Genomic DNA, 18391 nt, shown 5'->3' with positions numbered 1-18391 from the left:
ACCAACTGAGCTAAGGGGGAAGCGTCTTGCCTTTCAACGGGGCGAAATATTAATGACCGCATAGCAAAGTGTCAACATATAAAAGATCATAAATTCAAAAAAGAGGTCTATTCGTTGTTTTTATGTGCAATCTGCGCGTTTTATAACACTATTTAAGTAAAGCGTAGTGATATTGTTTTACAAAAACAGCGTAATATTTGAATCAAGTAAGGATCTTTATCCAATAAAAGTTGCCATAAAATTTAAAAAAGTAGCTTTTAGTAATAAAAAACTGGTCTATTTCCTTTATTTTTAAAAAGACTTTATAAACGTATTTAAAATAAATACCTCACTTTTACTTTGTATCGTTAAAGTTTGTTGAACTAAATCTAAATGAAAGACGTAATAGATAGTTTCTATGTTGATTAAAATAAAATGTTTGTAGAGTTATGTGGGTTTTGTATAAAAACAGAGCAATCAAAGGGTTGGGTATTTATTCAACATAAATATGGTTTTGCATTAAATAAACAAATAATCTCGTTTTAATGAGTTACAAAACCATTTTGCGCTGTTTCCATATTGATAACGTAAAAAAACCACAACACTGTTAAATTTGCACCGGGTTGTAGCCCTTTATAAACGCGGGGTTGAATGAGTTATCCACGGTTTCTGTGGATAACTCTGTTTATTAAACTTTAAGAACATCAGCACCCCCAGCACTGTAGGGCGCTACAACGATTTCAAGTATTAAAAAGCTTTTTTTTTATATATTAAAAAACAAAGGCTTATGATTCAGCTTAGATAGCCACCTAAACGATAAATAAAATTTTTCGTGACGATAAAGCATCATCGCTAACTGTGTAATAAAGCAACAAAATCTAAAAGGTAAATGTTGCAAAAGTTACATAAATGTATTTAATTTGATTTTTAATGTGTTTATGCAAAATTTATTTACAACAGCGTAAAAGTAATAGTTTGTAGATTAAATGCTGATTTAGTTGTTTAGATTTAATAAAGCATGGCTTGAACTCTCCGGATGCTTTAAAATATGTCGTTCAGTAAAAGAGGCTTATTTATTTTATGCGCGCACATTCTCAATCACATACTCGCCCTGATTTACTCACTGCTCCAATCTTGCCTACGTTAAAGAAAATGACCGTTCCAATGATCTTTGGGATGATTACCCTGATGATGTTCAACATAGTTGATACTTTTTTTATTAGTTTATTGGGTACAGAGCCGCTTGCTGCAGTTAGTTTTACATTTCCTGTTACTTTTACCGTGATTAGTTTAGCAATTGGTTTAGGTATAGGGACTTCTGCGGTTATTGCAAAAGCATTAGGCAGTAACAATTTAGAAGAAGCGCGTTTTGATGCCAGTGTTTCGTTGTTGGTAGCGGTAATATTAGTATTAATTTTATCTGCTAGTGGCTATTTATTGATTGATCCCATATTTACGTTGCTTGGGGCAGGGGAGCAAGTACTCCCGCTAATTCATCAGTATATTAGTATTTGGTTTTTGGGCAGTGTGTTTTTAATTACCCCAATGATTGGTAATTCTGTACTGCGTGCGAGCGGTGATACTAAAACACCGAGTATTATTATGGGGGGGGCTGGACTTATAAATGCCGTACTCGATCCTATGCTGATTTTTGGCTTTGGTCCCATTCCCGCATTAGGCATTAAAGGCGCTGCTATTGCCAGTGTTATAGCTTGGGCAGTTGGAGTGGCGATTATTTTATACATATTAATTGCTAAAAAGCAGTTGCTTAGTTTAAAAGCGGGCAAACAAACTGTTATTGGTGCAATTCGTAAAATTTTAAAAATTGGTTTACCGGCAGCGGGTGCTAACATGCTCACCCCAGTTGCTATGGCCGTTATGACCGCATTAGTTGCTCATCATGGTCCCGAAGCCGTGGCTGCTTTTGGGGTAGGGAGTCGAATAGAGTCAATAGCGAGTTTAGTGGTATTAGCCTTGTCGATGACCTTGCCACCTTTTATTAGCCAAAACTTTGGAGCGAGTCATTTTTCTCGCGTAAAAGATGCCTACCTAGGTACGCTCAAGTTTGTAATGTTGTGGCAGTTCATTATCTATATTATTTTAATTATTTTTTCAGGCGTCATTAGTGAAATATTTGGTAAAGAGCAAGCGGTTGTTGATGTCATCAAGCTGTTTATTTATACCATTCCTTTAAGTTATGGCTTGCAAGGAGTGATCATTTTATCAAACTCCTCGTTTAACGCTTTACATAAACCCATGAACGCCTTAGTTTTAAGCGTTATTCGATTGTTTGTTTTTTATATTCCCTTTGCGTATATCGGGAACGAACTTGCAGGCTTAATCGGCTTGTTTATTGGCGCGGCCATTGGTAATTTATTTACAGCACTTGTAGCCTACAAGTGGTTTATGAAAGAAATTGAAGCGTTAAGCAGTCAAGCATTACAGGAGTGTAGTCATTGAGCGATCATTTTCAGCTAGTATCAAAATTTAAACCCGCAGGGGATCAGCCAACCGCTATTGCTCAGTTGTGTGAAGGCTTAGAAGCCGGACTGGCCCAGCAAACCTTATTAGGCGCAACGGGAACAGGTAAAACGTTCACTATGGCTAACATTATTAGTGATTTAAACCGGCCAACTATTATTATGGCGCATAATAAAACCTTAGCGGCTCAGTTGTATGGCGAAATGAAAGAATTTTTTCCACACAATGCGGTTGAATACTTTGTATCTTACTACGATTACTACCAACCTGAAGCCTATGTGGTAGCCAGCGACACCTTTATCGAAAAAGACGCATCTATTAATGAGCATATAGAGCAAATGCGACTCAGCGCCACCAAAGCGCTTTTAGAGCGACGCGATACCATCATCGTTGCGTCAGTATCGGCAATTTATGGTTTGGGCGATCCTGACTCATACATGAAAATGATGCTGCTTTTAAAAGTGGGTGAAAAGGTCGACCAACGTGACATGCTGCGCCGTCTTGCAGAGCTACAATATACGCGAAACGATATTGATTTTAGTCGCGGTACATACCGCGTTCGTGGTGAAGTAGTTGATATATTTCCAGCTGAATCAGACACCTATGCAGTGCGTGTAGAAATGTTTGATGACGAAGTTGAACGCTTAAGTATTTTTGACCCATTAACCGGTGCGGTAGAAAAACACATAGTGCGTGCCACTATTTATCCTAAAACTCACTATGTAACGCCACGAGAAAAAATTCTCGAAGCCATAGAAAAAATTAAAGCAGAACTCAAAGAGCGCAGAGCACAATTGCTCAGCGCAAATAAGTTAGTAGAAGAGCAACGCATAGCTCAGCGTACCCAATACGATATAGAAATGATGACCGAGCTTGGTTATTGCTCTGGTATTGAAAACTACAGCCGTTATTTATCGGGGCGTACACCTGGCGATCCACCGCCAACATTACTGGACTATTTACCCGACGATGCATTAATGATTATTGATGAATCGCACGTAACCGTCTCGCAAATTGGCGCCATGTATAAAGGTGATAGAAGCCGTAAAGAAAACCTCGTTGAATATGGTTTTAGAATGCCCTCAGCTATGGATAACAGGCCACTGCGTTTTGAAGAGTTTGAGGCCATTGCACCACAAACCATTTATGTATCGGCCACCCCGGGCGACTTTGAATTAGAGCGCAGCAACGGCGAAGTTGCAGAGCAGGTTATTCGTCCAACCGGCTTACTTGACCCTGTTATTGAAGTGCGCCCGGTAGGCGATCAGGTTGATGATTTACTCTCAGAAATTTACAAATGTGTTGAATTAAAAGAGCGAGTGCTGGTAACCACGCTTACCAAACGTATGGCTGAGGATTTGACCGACTACCTGAGTGAGCACAATGTAAAAGTACGTTATTTACACTCTGACATTGATACCGTAGAGCGGGTAGAAATTATTCGTGATTTACGTGCCGGTGTATTTGATGTGTTAGTAGGCATTAACTTACTACGTGAAGGCTTAGATATGCCAGAAGTTGCACTAGTGGCTATTTTAGATGCCGATAAAGAAGGCTTTTTACGTTCAGCACGCTCACTTATTCAAACAATAGGCCGTGCGGCGCGCCACCTTGATGGTCGCGCTATTTTATACGGTGACAGAGTGACTAAATCGATGGCCAAAGCCATTGAAGAAACTGACCGACGTCGAGAAATACAACACGCTTATAATGTTAAGCACGGTATTGAGCCCAGTGCCTTGGTTAAAAAAATACTTGATGTAATGGATGTAGGTGAAGATGCCTCACCGCAAGACAATCTACAGCTTATTCGTAAAGACTCTAAAAAAATCCTCAGTGCTAAAGAGATTGCAACGCAAATTAAGCAGTTAGAGACCAAAATGCATGCGTATGCCAGTGATTTAGAATTTGAAAAAGCCGCCTCAGTGCGCGACGAAATACATGAACTACAACAACAGTTGATTAATTAAATGACAACCGATTTTACTCCCCTTATAAATGCTTTGGCAGACACGCCTTTTTCCGACAATGAGCTTTGCCGCGTTTTTCATGGGCGTGGCCACAGTGTGGAAGCGCTTAGTCATATTAACTTAGACTTTTACCCACCAAGTTTGTTTTTGGTGTCATACAGTGAAATTGACGAGGAAACACTCGCTGCACTCACCGATACGTTATGGCAATGGGCACAACAACATCATCCAGAGTTAATTACTGCATTGGTGTATCAACAGCGAGCTGGGCTACAAAGCCATAACACCCTTGTTCACGGTCAACTGCCAGTTCGTCATAGTGTAGCCGAAAATGGGGTGCGTTTTTTGGTTGATTTAATGAGTAAGCAAAACACCGGTATTTTTCCTGATATGCGAAAAGGCCGTGAGTTTGTCATGCAAAATAGTAAGCACGCCAAAGTACTTAATTTGTTTTCTTATACCTGTGGTTTTTCGGTTGCGGCTATGCACGGCGGTGCAGATCATGTGATGAACATGGATATGAGCAAAGGTGTGTTAAAAGTGGGTAAGCAAAACCACCAACTCAATAATGTCGATCGTGGGGTCAGTTTTTTACCGCACGATATTTTAAAGTCGTTTGGTAAGCTAAAAAAAGCCGCACCGTTTGATTTAATTATTGTTGATCCGCCCAGTTTTCAAAAAGGCAGTTTTATTTTAACCAAAGACTATCAAAAAGTGCTGCGCAGACTTCCTGAGCTTTTAAACGATACTACACAGTTATTGCTATGCGCTAATAGCCCAGAGCTTACAGAAAACGATTTTAAAGCACTTATTGAAGAGCATACTCAAGGTGCTATTGAGTTTGTTAAACGCCTAGAACCTACCGATCGCTTTATTGAAATTGATAGCGATAAAAGCTTAAAAGCATTGGTGTACAAAACAAAAACATAGTGAGTTAAATGAAACTGAGTAAACGTTTAAACGCCATCAATTCGTTAATTACACAGTCTTACGATATTGTTTGGGATTGTTGTTGCGATCATGGCTTTTTAGGTATGGCATTACTTGAGCGCGGCATAGCCAAACAAATAAACTTTGTTGATATTATTCCAGAGTTAATGGAAGCGCTTGAGCAGTCGCTACAACAATTTGAGCAAGGAAAGTCTTTGCCTTCATGGCAAGTGCGCTGCGAAGATGTTGCGCAAATTAAACTGCCAACAGGTGCTAAGCAAGTAATCGTTATTGCGGGAGTGGGGGGCGATTTATGCTTAAAGCTCATTGAGCAAATTATTGCTAATAATCCGCACAGCCTTAAACAACTAAGTTTTATTATTTGCCCTATTATGCACCTCTATAAAGTACGTGCGGGTTTAAAAGCGTGTAATTTGCAGCTCGATAGCGAGCAAATTATTGTTGAAAACAAGCGTTTTTACGAAGTGCTACAAGTCAGTTTTAATGCCACCGGCACTATTACTAAAACGGGGGCTCATATGTGGGATACATATAACCTTCAACATCATCAATATCAGCAACAATTGCTTGACCATTATACTCGAATGCTCAATAAAGATAGAGTTTACTATCAAAAAGTTATAACAGAGTATCAACGCGTATTTGAACGCTAAATACTGCCAAAAAGTGTGATCGCTTTTTATGATTAACTACGTAAAGTGCTTCATAGTTAATACCTTGCCGCTAGGCAGATTTATTTGGTTTATATATGTCAGATAACAACACAAAAATTGAGTCATTATTAGATGATGGGCAAAAATGGCAACACAGTTACGAGCAACCTATTTCGTATGCGCCCCTAGTACAACTGGCTAATAAAAATTGGATTGTTCCGCAGCATTTTTTGCGTTACAAGCATACGCTGGCCAGTGTTAATGAAGTGCTTAACGACATTAGTTTTTCCAACCACTTTAGTGTGTTAGCAGCTGAAAAAAACAGTGATGTTTATTTGCAAGTAGCAGTACTTAGCCCAGACAATTATCGCGCTGATAATAAAGCAAAAAAACTATTGTTTGGTCGCCGTTGGCCAGTAGAGCAGAACCTGCCTACCTCGGAGCTTATTCAAACTGCATTTTTAGCGTTAAAAGTGGCGCGTGAGCATGAGGTAAGAGAGCTTTTTCAGCTGCAACACCAAGGCGCAACCAGTACGCCATTTAATAATCATCATGACTTACCCGTTATGGCACAAAATCCCGAGCTTGTTAAAAGTACATCGTTTAAAAATATTTCATTGAACGAGCTGATAGATCGCCTTGTGTTTGCGGATAACCAAATAGAGCTAATTAACTGCCAAGCTATAATCACCGGTGAGCAGGTGTATACGGTAAAACTTCATTGCGATAGTTGCCAGCTGAGTGAGTTTAATAACAAAACTTTGTCATTTTTAGCTCCGGATACAACAACAAATAGCTTTTTACATAGTTTTATTGCCGCATTGGTTGCTATAAGCAATGATTATGTGAGCGAGCATTTTAAATACCAGGGTTTTGCACGTTTTTGTAAGCATGTACAGGCGGAGCAAATAGGCGAGTTAAGTGTTTCTATGCGTTCGCCAAGTTCAGTTAGTTTGTGCTCAATGGGCAAACAAGAGGCGAATCAGTTAAATTTTGAGATAGACAGTGGCCGAGCGCCACAAGGGTGTGGTCAAGCAATTGGTGGTTTTTTAGCTGCCCATGGCATTGAGCAGCCTGAAAACGCACATTTATACCCAAATTACTTGTAACGTATACATTAAAGTTTGTTTATTTCTTGTTTTACGTTGTAGCTTGAGTCGGTAACAATGGCTTCAAGTGTTTGTACTCGTTGTTTAAGTTCACTCACTTGAGCGGTTACCTCAGCTAGTTGTTTGTGTGCGTCTTGATTGTTGTCCTGTACTTTATGTTTAAATTCAAGGTGCTTTTTATACATATCGTAAATAACTCCCGAACCTACAGAAATAAGTACAATGAGAACTATCATTGTTGTGCCAGACATAATTACTTCCTTTAACTTTTCTTTAAGCTTAAATTATAACCATAATTAAGCGCTCATAAAGCTAATTAATTGTAACTTTATTTGTATTTATAAATATTCGATAAGTCATTGTTATTATTTGTGACGCCACCATATAGTAATTATAAAGTTTTTTAATCGATACAAGGAGTAGGTATGTTAAATAATAAAATTCCACCGGTTGTGGTTGTGGTGTTTTTTGCTGCTGTAATGGCACTGATTGCACATTATACCGTGATTGATTTTAGCGCATTTATTACTTATCTCTCGCTAGCACTTGTCGCTACTGGGTGTATATTTTGTATTGCTGGGGTCGTGAGTTTCCGGTTTGCTAAAACAACAGTACTACCTAACAAACCAGAACAAGCGTCTAGTTTAGTTACCTCAGGTGTTTATAAATTCTCTCGTAATCCGATGTATTTAGGTTTTGCGTTTATATTAGCAGGCTGGGGCGTGTGGCTGGGTTCAATGTGGGCTTTTTTAGGTGTAGCAGGGTTTATTGCTTACATTACCTTATTTCAAATAATCCCAGAGGAACGGGCGCTCCACAAATTATTTGGTGAGCAATTTGACGATTATAAATCACGAGTAAAACGCTGGCTTTAACGTTTTATCGCAACAAAAAAGGCTACCCTTGGTAGCCTTTTAGTGTATTAACGTTGAACTTTACTCATATTCAAGCGGGTCTGTCACGTTGTTAAGCTCAAAGGCCTCTAAACGTTCTTGGCAGGCACCACATTTACCACACGCTTTGTCACGACCATTATAACAGGTCCATGTTTGGCTGTAGTCTAAACCCATTTTAATACCATCGGTTAAAATATCGATTTTAGTATTGTTTAAATACGGGCTAAAAATTTCTACTGCATCGTAATTTGCAATACGACATACATCATCCATCTTTTTAACAAACTCAGGACGACAGTCAGGGTAAATTGCATGATCGCCTGAATGCGCGCCGTAATATACTTTGCTCGCTTTAAGCGACACTGCATAACCTACCGCTAAGGAAAGTAAAATCATATTGCGGTTAGGCACAATGGTGCTTTTCATGCTTTCTTCTTCGTAATGGCCTTCTGGCACATCAATATCGTCTGTTAACGACGAACCACCAATAAGCTGATTAATTGCTGATATATCAACAATTTTGTGCGGGACATTTAGCTTTTCACATACGTTGGCGGCAACTTTAAGTTCTTTAACATGACGCTGACCATAATCAAACGAGAGGGCATAAACATCATGGCCTTGCTGCAAGGCTTTATTTAATACAGTAAATGAGTCCATACCGCCGGAATAAATAACAACTACTTTTTGCGTCATACGTGGTTTGCTCTTTAGTTTTGATAGAGGTTTATATCAGGGCGCGATATACTACACGGCCAAGGCATAAATGACAATTTTTGCACCGTGCTTTGCGATTTTTAATAGTAACAATTTTGCCGTCAGGTTGTAAGTGAGATTTCTTTTGTACAAAATTAATGAAGTGTTTGAAACCATTCAAGGTGAAGCGAGCTTTACCGGTACGCCGTCTATATTTTTACGCCTGCAAGGTTGTCCTGTGGGATGTTCGTGGTGTGACACTAAACAAACCTGGGATGTTGATAATGTATATAAAGTATCACTAGATGACACGGTAGAAAAAAAAGCCGACTCAGATCATTGGGCTGAGGCCAGTGCCGCGCAGGTCCTGGAGTTATTTAAATCCCGTGGCTATACCGCCAAGCATGTTGTGATCACCGGTGGTGAACCTTGCATGTACGATTTAAATCCAGTGTGTAATTTATTGCATGATCATGGCTTTAGCACGCAAATAGAAACCAGTGGCACCTTTGAAATTCTCGCCCCTGCCCAAACGTGGGTTACGGTATCGCCAAAAATTAATATGCGTGGTGGTTACAAAGTATTGAGCAGTGCTATGCAACGCGCCGATGAAATTAAACATCCGGTTGCTATGCAAAAGCACGTAGAAGAACTAGAAGAGTTATTTGTCGCCACGGGTGTTAACCCAAAACTGGTATATTTACAGCCAATCAGTCAAAAAACGTCGGCAACTAAATTAGCCATTGATACTTGTATCGCCAAAAACTGGCGCTTATCAATTCAAGTACATAAGTATTTGGGTATTAGTTAAACAGAAAGAGCAGTTATAAGTGCTTAGCTGTAAGCGTTAAACTGCTTGGCGTTAAGTTATATTACGTAGGTTGGGTGAGTAAACCCCAACCTAACTCAACAAATTTCAGCTCATAAAGCCAAGCAGGCTTTAAATATAATTTTCATCAATAAACTGGCACCACTGCTGAGTATTTAATTCTGGTACGTTTGGCTTATCTCTAATACCGAGTTTAAACATGATCACAGAGCGCCATTCTAAAGAGCCAATGTCTGGCCCATGTCCATAACCGTCACCGGTATTAATTTGCTGTTCAACATGGTTAAACCATGCTTCAGAGCACGGCGAATATGTTTCATCCTTTTGCACAACACTACTGCATCCAGCAATAATGAGTAATAAAGGGGCCATTAATAGTCTCATATTTTACCTATGTGTTTATTTTGCTAATCGCTGCTGTGTTAAGTTTAAACGCTTATGTGAGCTGTATACTTGCAACCTTTCATCGTCCGTAATTAAAAATGCATCCATTTCTACAGATATTAAAGCTGATATGGGGAAAATCTCTAAAACACCAAGATCAGCAAGTTTAGCTGAAAGAAGTGCCGTTTTGCCGTTAGCAATAAAGGTAGAGTCTTGATCACGGTAATCGCCATCAACATATAGTTTTGCACCATTAAACCATGAGTTAACAATTTTAATTTTATGACCCTTGACCGTGAATTCGAACTCTTTTCTCATTTTAAAACTCCGTTATGGTTGTTATGTTTTTTCTTTAAAATCAACAGGTAATTCAATTTCAATGCCGCAACCTTTTCCGTAGCTAAAAATAAATGCATACTTTTCACCATTAATAGGTTTAGCGGTAAACCAAGCTTTTGTCTTTCCTTCTTCTTTGACCACAGTTGTTGGTAAGGCAAATAGTGGGTCATCTTGCTCACCTACTACAACCCAAACAAAATTAAACATCTCTTCTTTAATTTTCTCTGGTAAATATACTGTAATGAAAAATGAGTTATTATTTTGCTGTACACTTATATTAAATAAATGATTGTATTTTAAGTTCCATGCTGCAACTTGATCATCAGTTTGAATGCATGACGCAGCAGAAGAGCCAAATCTAAACAAATATAATAAAAATAAACATCGCATTATCGATTTACCTAAAACCAATAGTTATTTCTCCTAATTAGTTGCTTGTTAGGTGCATTATGATTCCATTTCAGCTTCTGACTTAATAAGCTCCGAGATCTCAGATAAATCGAATTCATCGTGAGGTATAATTTCAATTTTATCAGTAAACTTTGATGACATGGATTTAAGATTTTTGGCTAAGAAATGATCCCACTCATATAAGAGTTCGAGGATGTCTGCCTTTACAAAATGATCTTCACCATTTGTATTTGACGAATAGCCTTCAACAGAACCATTTAATAGTGCATGTCGGTCGAGAATATAAGAACGTCTATCAGAGCTATATCCTGTGTTTACGGTGTGTGAAGCGTAATACGTCCTAAATAGAAAGATTGGTAAATGGTCCGCTTCACTCTTTGAAAATGGTATTTTCAATTTAGAAGATAGTGTTATTAAAGCTTGTAGTTGAAGATAACAGGCATTGAATATTCCGTACATGCGTAAGTATGCTTCACCAAATTTCTCGTTTCTCGATTCATGTATATTGATTCCATGATTGTAGAAGTCACCCTTAGCTAGTTGAGTATCTTCGAGCAGATACAAAGAATCTATTACAAATCCATAGTCACGGATATTGTCTAATTCGAGTATTGAAATAATTTGAGAATTAAAATCATCAGAGATGTTTATTGAGCATAAGCTTAAAACTTCTCGCATTATTTTAATGCGTAAATCAATTAAATTAATATTGCTCATTCGCTTGATATTTACTCCTTGCACCTTACTATTGTATAGTGCGCGCGTCGCGCAGGTTTCTACTATGTCACTCTCATTTATCTAATTTATATAGTTTTAACAAATTACCTAAGATATTACTATCACTAAGTTTTCTATGACTTTTAAGCAAAGCTAATACTAAAAAACGTTGTTATTGAGCAGCGCTTTTGTTTTTATTTTGTTGAACCTTGAACCTTGAACCTTGAACTAACACCTAAGTTTGCAAAGTACACTGGTGGTGCATATATTAAACTAAGTGATTGGGAGAATGCGCTTGGCTAAATACCTACTACTGTTTTTTGTTTTTTCTTATGTTTGTATAAACTCGGCTTTTGCGAGTGTAAAAGTTGGCGTAACTCATTGGGTTGATTACACCAATCCGGATGAAACAGGCGTTTATATTGAGCTACTCAAAGAAGTTTATGCAGATGAACAGCTCGAGTTTGATTTTAGTACTTACAAACGAATTACCAATTTATTTGAACAAAAACAGTATGACTTCGTAATTGGTGTTGCTAAAGAAGATGTTCCTTTAGCCTATTATCCTCATTGGTACTTAGATTATGATTATCCAATTAATGCCTATTTTTTAAATTCTACTAATAACTTTAATAAGTTATCTGATTTAAACAACAAAGTATTAAGCTGGCTCGACGGCTATAATTTCGATAAGTTTATTGAATACCCACACGATTATTACCCGGTTTCTACTATTGAAAAAGCAATGGCTCTGCTACTAAATAAACGTATAGATGCTTTCGTTGATTTTGACTACAACATTCCCAAAGAGTATAAATCAAAGCTTAATTATGTAGAGCTTGTACCTGCAAGGCCTATTTATTTAGCCTTTTCGAACGATGAAAAGGGCAGAGCCTTGGCGCGAAAATTTGACCAAACCATGCCAAAATTAAAATCATCGGGACGGTTACAGGAATTATATAAATTAGATTATGACAATACGCGGTTTGCTGACTTTGACGCAAGTAAAATAAAAATCGTATTGAGTAGTAACGATGAGTCTTTGCTGCGACTGAACTCAGTTACCGAAGAAAAATCACTAGACGCACAGCTTTATAAATTAATTTTGACTGAAATGCGAGACTACAGAGTTGAGTTTGTAAAAGCGCTGAATACAAATAATGAAGTTCAATTTGGCACTAATTATTGTTATGCCAATAAAATTAACACCCCAGAACGAGCAAACCGCTATTTAATATCAAAGCCGTTTTCTTTGTATCTCGCTCCGCGACTTTATTCTCCTACTGATTTAACTGAATTTAAACATATGAAAAATTTAGACGAGTTAGTGTCACAAAGTGAATTAAGGTTGGGAATATCAAAATTCAGAATATTCTCCGAAGACATTATGTCTCTACTTGAAGAAGTAGATAAAACTAAAATAAAACCAGCGCCCACTAATATATTCTCTAGATTACAACAATTAGCTAAGTTGCAAGAATTTGATGCGTCTATTGAATACCCCAGCGATGTAGCCACGTATTGGCAGGATATAACAGACGCAGACATTCACTCCTTTGATTTGAAATTAAATACATCGTTTACTGTTGGGCATTTAATGTGTGAGCGCAGTGAAGAAAATATAAAATTTGTTCATGATTTTAATAATACACTCTCAAAATTAATTCAAAGCGATAAATACAAAGCGCTTATATATCACTTTGCGGCTGACTTACCTGCTGAAGAGTTTAATAAAATTTATCAGCAAGCACTGTTGGGTGAAAAGTAAGAACGCAAGCACAGCGTAGTTTTTTAACCGCTAGGGTAGGCTATTTATTATTGAAATCTTTGCTCTGAAAATTCAAACAATGGCACTGACAAGTGCCCCCGAGTCTGTAATACCTGCATCCTTCATGGCTTGGCTGATCATTTGCACGAGCGCAATTACCTGAGATTGTGTTGATGAAACGATGTTTGCTTGTGCTTCAATTTGTGCCTGTATAGCCTCGTCTTCTTGGTCCGATTGAGCTTGTAATTGAGTGAGTTGCTCTTTTTGTTCTTCAAGCAGCTGCTTGAGCTCTTTCAGTTGCTCTATCATTTTTGCGATATATTCAGGCATTTCTGAATTTGTTGCTTTTTCAGCGTTTTGCTCAGCCTCTTTTCCTGAGAGTTTATTGCGTTCTTTGTCTGATAATTGATAATCAGTGTTGTCCTGATTTTTTGTTGTGTCTTTTGTTTGTTGTGCAATATTTGTTTTTTCGGCTGTAATTTTAACGTCAAAGGCTGAGTGTTTATTTAGCTGTATCACGGTTTATTATCCATAATAGTATGTTTATTAATGTTGTTATCGGCCGCGATGCCAAAGTTTAAAGTGCTAAAGCAATAAAAAACGTTGCCTTTGAGCAACGTTTTTTAGGTTTATACTACGATTTTTTGTTTTCAACTTTACCGCTTGAATAAATAAAAAATAATGCAATGGCTAAACACACTAACGCCGCTAGTCGACTGGGTGACAATGCAATAGCCTCATTACCAAGCCAGCCAAAATTATCAATTAATACACTCATGGTTAGTTGACCAAAAATAACCGCGACGGTTGCCACCGCTGTACCTATTTTTTGCACCGCAAGCACCATAATAACAATGTATGGTACGCCACACATGGCACCAAGTAGCTGCCATTTTGGTACATCCATTAAGGTTACAGCATGATTTGGTTCAAAATAAAATATGAGCAGTGCGGTTACTAGTGCACCAACAGAAAAGGTTAAAAAAGCACTTTTAAAAACACCGACGTTACCGCCTAGTCGTCCGTTTAAGGCTGCTTGAATGCTTAATGTTGCGCCACCAATTACAGCTAGAAAAATCATAATAATAGTCATAGTGAGTTTATCCTTGTGCCATAAAAACCAGAGAGATAATAATAAACGCCAAAGCAATAATGCGTTTAACATCGATTTTGCGTTCAGTGGTGCCAAACAAACCGTAATGGTCAATAATTAAGCTTTTGAAAATTTGCCCTGCGAGTATGCCGATCATTGTCATGGCTATGCCGATGTTTGGCGTTGCAATTGTTAAAATAACCACGTAAACAGGGCCAAGCACGCCACCTAATAATAAAGAAGGGGGCTGGCTAAAAAATGAAGGACTATTACGAGGGCTAAAAAACAGCATTAGCAAAAATGTTAAGGCGGCACCAACCGCAAATATACTAAATGTGGCCCACAGTTCACCCACTTCACTACCCAAAGGCCCTAATAACCCCGCTTCTACGGACAAACCCATACCGCCCATAAAGGTCAGTAATATTAATAGAAATTGCATTTATATCCTCCAAATAGTAATTAATACCATTTTAACCCAGCTAATCAGCCAGAAAAACGCTACAATCCAGAAATGACTTTTGCAGGAATTGCACAAATGAATGACATAAATACAGTGAGCATTAAAACACTCGTTACGTTTATCGGTGTTTTTAATACCCATAGTTTTTCAGAGGTGGCTAGGCGGGAGGGGGTGTCTGCGTCAAATATTTCACGCACTATTCAACAATTAGAAGATGCACTAGGGCAGCAGCTTTTTTATCGAAATACCCGTGCTGTTGTGCCAACAGAAGCGGGTCGGTTGTTTTTAGATTATGCACAAACAATCACCGAGCAAATGAATGACGCGAGAAAAGAGCTGCAAGACAGAACGCTCGAACCAACCGGGTTAATTAGAATTAATGCGCCTGTATTTTTTGGCCAAAGGCACATTGCACCTTGGTTGCCTGAGTTAAGTATTCGTTATCCAAACTTACAAATAGAGTTAACACTTACTGATGACTTTATTGACCCGCATCGTGATGCCACCGATGTTATATTTCGTATCGGTGCGTTAACCGATTCTTCGTTACATGCGCGCGTATTTGGTACACAAGTGTATCATTTAGCAGCCTCACCAGCGTATTTGAAAAACAACCCTAAAATTACTAATCCATCTGCACTTAAAAATCATCAATGTTTAATTTATAAAGGTTCTTCAGGTGCAAATCGTTGGCTGTTTAAAGCTAAAAATAGATCATGGGTTCATTACCCTGTTGCACCATTACTTACCTCAAATAATGCGGACACATTATTAACTTGTGCATTAAAAGGCATGGGTTTAGTGCTGTTTCCTGATTGGCTTATTGGTGAGCATTTAAAGGCGGGTACTTTAGTAAAGGTGTTACCTAATTATGATGCAGCAATTAAAACAGAGCCTCAGCAAATAGCGGCTATTTATCCACACACACGCTATGCCCCTTTAAATGTTAGGGCGCTTATTGATTACTTTGCTGATGTTTTCGGTGAACCGCTTTATTGGCAACAATAGAAAAGAAAGTCAGTACTTAAGATAATTAGCCAGAACTGTAGTGAAAAAATATTAAGTAAATTTTTCACAAAGTAAGCAATAGATGCCTGGCTTTTAAATAAATACATACACTAGTCACCTTTATTTTTATTTACTAAAGGCAGGTATATTGATATTTAAAAGTACTAGATAGGTGTTTTTACAATATTTGAAAAATAAGGCGGTGGCTTTAAATTAACATATTGAAATGCCTATACACACATTAACTAAGCTTTTTATTTATTGAACTATAAAAAGCAATCCTATTACACAATACCGATATTATTTTTTATTGCTGCCTTCTTCTATAAATTATTTTAATTTTTATATTGACACACTGAACGCTTATTACTACATTTGTAACAGTTAATAACTACAGATGTAGTAATGGAGGTTAAAATGAAACTCAGTGAATTTGAATTAGACATAATGCAGTTGCTTTGGCAACACGAGCCATGCACGGCTAGCCAATTACATAAAGCGCTCCTAGCGGATAAACAAAAAGACAAAAAAGTAGCTTATACAACGGTGAAAACAATTGTCGATAGGTTGGAGCAAAAAGAGGCGATAGTACGCTGTGGGCAAGAGGGGAGAGCGATTGTATTTAAATCAGTGATCACTCAAAACGCATTTTCAGCACAAGTAATGCCTAGCTTTATGCAACGTTTTTTTAAAGGTAACTCTCGCAGCTTAATTGCCCATTTTATTAAAGAAGAAAAGCTGAATGACGAGGATATTGAGTACCTACAATCGCTATTGAAAAGTAAAAAGCAAGATTAAAGGAGAAGGCTATGATGGATTATTTTGTAACTTGCACAATTATTAGCGTGTGTTGTTTGCTTGCATCATTAGGGATGAAAAGTGCTCCTTCTCGATTAAATTTTTATTTGCTCATGCTGGCTTTAATAGCGTGGTTTGTTCCTTGGCAATACTTCTCTCAATTGCCATTTTCTGAGGGCGTATCTGCGTATACCGTTAATGTTGCAGAATTTGGTTTGTTAAACACATTTGCAGCACCTAAAAATACCCAGATTGCATTATCAGAAGGCGCCATTTCTGCACCAGTCAGTTGGTTACCATCATTAAACCATATTTTTATTGTACTGCTGTTTAGTGGAGTTTGCTTGTTTACGTTGCGTGTCGCTATGTATGTAAAGTTAGTCAAAAACTTAAAAGCTAACTCAAGCTTATATAGCACTTCAAAACGAGCAAACTGTATATACCCAATAAGATTCACCTCAATTGGAGGACCTGCTTTTGCAACAGGATTAGTCAATCCGGTTGTTTGGCTTACTCCTGAGATGGAAAATCGAAAAGAATTAAACTCTGTTATTGAGCACGAATTAACGCACTTACAACAAGGTGATATTTATTGGACATGGCTAATTTGCTTTATAGAAAGTGTTTTTTGGTGGAACCCAATATGCTCAAAACTAGCGCGTTTGGCAAAAGAGCAGTTAGAGCTTAGTTGTGACGAAAAATGTATGCGTAAACTCAAAGGTAAGTATCAGTTAGATTTAGCCAGTTTGTTACTCTCTGAGCATGAAAAAAAATCTAAATATAACTTTTTCACTCCCCCTCTTTTGAATATTGAACACTCAAAGAGTTTTAATATTCAAAGGATTAAAATGTTAAACAAGGAAAAAACAATGAAAAGTAAACATATGGTAATGGCTTTGGCTGCACTGTCTTTTAGCGCGTTGGCAGCAGCACAAATTGTTGATGAAAATCCAAAGAATGAACAACATAGTGCGCAAAAACAGACCGCAGCTAGTAATCAGTATAACCAACAGTTAGCGCAACTTTTAGAGGTAGCTGGTGATGCAAAAAGTGATCAACCAACACAACTAATACAAACGGCAAAAAATATTCAAAAATGGTATGCAAATAGAGATGTGCTATCAGGTTTTGAAGAGGGAAAAATTAAATTAGAAAGTTATACTTTACTCGTTCATGTTTTTTCTAAACTTGAACAATATGAAGATATCTTAAGTGCTTACGAAACATGGTATCCAGCAGGAAGCAACCCGCCATATTTTACGAAAAACTCGCTTGCTAATGCCTACATACAACTTGGTCGTTATGAACTGGCTATAGCTGAATTAGAGGGGTTGTCTAGAGAGCTTGACGGTAACTTACACGAAGGTTCTGCTGGAAACTTAGCATTAGCTTATATTTATAGCGCAGATTACGATAAAGCATTAGACACACTGCAACAAGCTAGTTTAGAGGGAAGTACTTATGGTGATGTTTTAAAATACTACATTTTTGATCAGCAAAATAATCAAACAAAAATGGCTGAATTAAAAGGACGTTTACCAGCAGCCTTTGCGGTAACACCGGCTCTCCTTCCTCGAGTAGGTATTCCACAATCACCGTTATTAGCTAAATTATAAATAAGCAAATACAAAAAAAGCGTTGCCTTTGAGCAACGCTTTTTTTATCTTGTTTAGCCTTTAGCCTTTAGCCTTTAGCCTTTAGCCTTTATTCAGCGGCTAAATAGTCCAACACCACTTGGTGATGATCTTTGGTTTTAAATTTATCAAACAAGTGTTTAATTTTACCGTCTTGGCCTACTAAGAAAGTAAGGCGGTGATTTCCGGCCTATTCTTTGCCTATAACGTTT

Annotated in this window: 20 protein-coding genes and 1 pseudogene; 11 read left to right on the top strand and 10 right to left on the bottom strand. The window is 37.8% G+C overall.

Going from position 1 to position 18391, the window contains the following annotated elements; all coding sequences use genetic code 11:
* The first annotated feature begins 1059 nt into the window (after positions 1-1059).
* The 5 genes from CWB78_RS15775 (at position 1060) to CWB78_RS15755 (ending at position 7143) form a co-directional block, all read left to right on the top strand.
* Positions 1060-2439: an MATE family efflux transporter gene (locus CWB78_RS15775; RefSeq protein ID WP_055013372.1), complete on the top strand. Its 1380-nt coding sequence runs from the start codon at positions 1060-1062 to the stop codon at positions 2437-2439.
* Positions 2436-4430, top strand: a complete 1995-nt coding sequence (gene uvrB / locus CWB78_RS15770; protein WP_138596406.1) for an excinuclease ABC subunit UvrB — start codon at positions 2436-2438, stop codon at positions 4428-4430. The genes CWB78_RS15775 and uvrB overlap by 4 nt, the downstream gene beginning before the upstream one ends.
* Positions 4431-5360: a class I SAM-dependent methyltransferase gene (locus CWB78_RS15765; protein ID WP_109874453.1), complete on the top strand. Its 930-nt coding sequence runs from the start codon at positions 4431-4433 to the stop codon at positions 5358-5360.
* An 8-nt stretch (positions 5361-5368) separates the two neighbouring features.
* Entirely contained in the window at positions 5369-6034 is a 666-nt protein-coding gene (locus CWB78_RS15760; protein ID WP_138596405.1) for a tRNA (adenine(22)-N(1))-methyltransferase TrmK, read from the top strand.
* A gap of 95 nt (positions 6035-6129) precedes the next feature.
* A complete protein-coding gene (locus CWB78_RS15755; protein ID WP_138596403.1) occupies positions 6130-7143 on the top strand; it encodes a hypothetical protein in 1014 nt (337 codons plus the stop codon).
* A gap of 8 nt (positions 7144-7151) precedes the next feature.
* Here CWB78_RS15755 and CWB78_RS15750 read toward each other — a convergent pair whose 3' ends face one another.
* Positions 7152-7394 carry a hypothetical protein gene (locus CWB78_RS15750; protein ID WP_010388451.1) on the bottom strand — a complete coding sequence of 81 codons (243 nt, stop codon included), beginning with the start codon at positions 7392-7394 and terminating at the stop codon, positions 7152-7154.
* A gap of 174 nt (positions 7395-7568) precedes the next feature.
* Here CWB78_RS15750 and CWB78_RS15745 point away from each other — a divergent pair, with 174 nt between their 5' ends.
* Entirely contained in the window at positions 7569-8018 is a 450-nt protein-coding gene (locus CWB78_RS15745) for a methyltransferase family protein (RefSeq protein ID WP_010388452.1), read from the top strand.
* Positions 8019-8078: 60 nt separating this feature from the next.
* Here CWB78_RS15745 and queC read toward each other — a convergent pair whose 3' ends face one another.
* Entirely contained in the window at positions 8079-8735 is a 657-nt protein-coding gene (gene queC / locus CWB78_RS15740; RefSeq protein ID WP_008110177.1) for a 7-cyano-7-deazaguanine synthase QueC, read from the bottom strand.
* A 145-nt stretch (positions 8736-8880) separates the two neighbouring features.
* Between queC and queE the strand changes: the two genes are divergently transcribed.
* Positions 8881-9546, top strand: coding sequence for a 7-carboxy-7-deazaguanine synthase QueE (gene queE, locus CWB78_RS15735; RefSeq protein ID WP_055013381.1), 666 nt, complete (start codon positions 8881-8883; stop codon positions 9544-9546).
* Between the two features lie 129 nt (positions 9547-9675).
* Here the strand turns inward: queE and CWB78_RS15730 are convergent, their stop codons facing one another.
* The 4 genes from CWB78_RS15730 to CWB78_RS15715 are packed head-to-tail and all read right to left on the bottom strand — an operon-like array spanning position 9676 to position 11415.
* Positions 9676-9948 (bottom strand): hypothetical protein, encoded by a 273-nt coding sequence (locus tag CWB78_RS15730; protein WP_138596401.1) that lies wholly within the window; start codon positions 9946-9948, stop codon positions 9676-9678.
* Between the two features lie 15 nt (positions 9949-9963).
* A complete protein-coding gene (locus tag CWB78_RS15725) occupies positions 9964-10266 on the bottom strand; it encodes a hypothetical protein (RefSeq protein ID WP_055013378.1) in 303 nt (100 codons plus the stop codon).
* Between the two features lie 21 nt (positions 10267-10287).
* The gene (locus CWB78_RS15720; protein ID WP_249930469.1) at positions 10288-10698 is read right to left on the bottom strand and encodes a hypothetical protein; all 411 of its coding nucleotides are present in this window, start codon (positions 10696-10698) and stop codon (positions 10288-10290) included.
* 36 nt (positions 10699-10734) lie between these two features.
* Positions 10735-11415, bottom strand: coding sequence for a hypothetical protein (locus CWB78_RS15715; RefSeq protein WP_138571415.1), 681 nt, complete (start codon positions 11413-11415; stop codon positions 10735-10737).
* A gap of 289 nt (positions 11416-11704) precedes the next feature.
* Between CWB78_RS15715 and CWB78_RS15710 the strand changes: the two genes are divergently transcribed.
* Positions 11705-13183, top strand: coding sequence for a substrate-binding periplasmic protein (locus tag CWB78_RS15710; protein ID WP_138596399.1), 1479 nt, complete (start codon positions 11705-11707; stop codon positions 13181-13183).
* Between the two features lie 72 nt (positions 13184-13255).
* On the opposite strand, the gene CWB78_RS15705 is transcribed toward CWB78_RS15710, so the two are convergent.
* The 3 genes from CWB78_RS15705 to CWB78_RS15695 form a co-directional block, all read right to left on the bottom strand.
* Positions 13256-13702, bottom strand: coding sequence for a hypothetical protein (locus CWB78_RS15705; protein ID WP_054201163.1), 447 nt, complete (start codon positions 13700-13702; stop codon positions 13256-13258).
* Between the two features lie 115 nt (positions 13703-13817).
* Positions 13818-14276 carry a DMT family transporter gene (locus tag CWB78_RS15700; RefSeq protein WP_054201162.1) on the bottom strand — a complete coding sequence of 153 codons (459 nt, stop codon included), beginning with the start codon at positions 14274-14276 and terminating at the stop codon, positions 13818-13820.
* Positions 14277-14283: 7 nt separating this feature from the next.
* The gene (locus tag CWB78_RS15695) at positions 14284-14718 is read right to left on the bottom strand and encodes a DMT family transporter (RefSeq protein ID WP_054201161.1); all 435 of its coding nucleotides are present in this window, start codon (positions 14716-14718) and stop codon (positions 14284-14286) included.
* Positions 14719-14814: 96 nt separating this feature from the next.
* Here CWB78_RS15695 and CWB78_RS15690 point away from each other — a divergent pair, with 96 nt between their 5' ends.
* The 3 genes from CWB78_RS15690 to CWB78_RS15680 all read left to right on the top strand — a co-directional run bounded on the left by CWB78_RS15690 (position 14815) and on the right by CWB78_RS15680 (position 18161).
* On the top strand, positions 14815-15747 hold the full coding sequence (locus tag CWB78_RS15690) for a LysR family transcriptional regulator (RefSeq protein ID WP_054201160.1): 933 nt from the start codon (positions 14815-14817) through the stop codon (positions 15745-15747).
* Positions 15748-16164: 417 nt separating this feature from the next.
* A complete protein-coding gene (locus CWB78_RS15685) occupies positions 16165-16545 on the top strand; it encodes a BlaI/MecI/CopY family transcriptional regulator (RefSeq protein WP_138596397.1) in 381 nt (126 codons plus the stop codon).
* 11 nt (positions 16546-16556) lie between these two features.
* Entirely contained in the window at positions 16557-18161 is a 1605-nt protein-coding gene (locus CWB78_RS15680) for a M56 family metallopeptidase (RefSeq protein ID WP_138596395.1), read from the top strand.
* A gap of 88 nt (positions 18162-18249) precedes the next feature.
* Here CWB78_RS15680 and CWB78_RS18995 read toward each other — a convergent pair.
* Positions 18250-18366 (bottom strand): annotated as a pseudogene (locus tag CWB78_RS18995) (thioredoxin-dependent thiol peroxidase); the annotation flags it as partial.
* Positions 18367-18391 lie beyond the last annotated feature (25 nt).

This window comes from Pseudoalteromonas sp. S1612 (assembly GCF_005887175.1).
Lineage (GTDB): Bacteria > Pseudomonadota > Gammaproteobacteria > Enterobacterales > Alteromonadaceae > Pseudoalteromonas > Pseudoalteromonas undina.
This window is presented reverse-complemented; position numbering and strand designations above follow the sequence as displayed.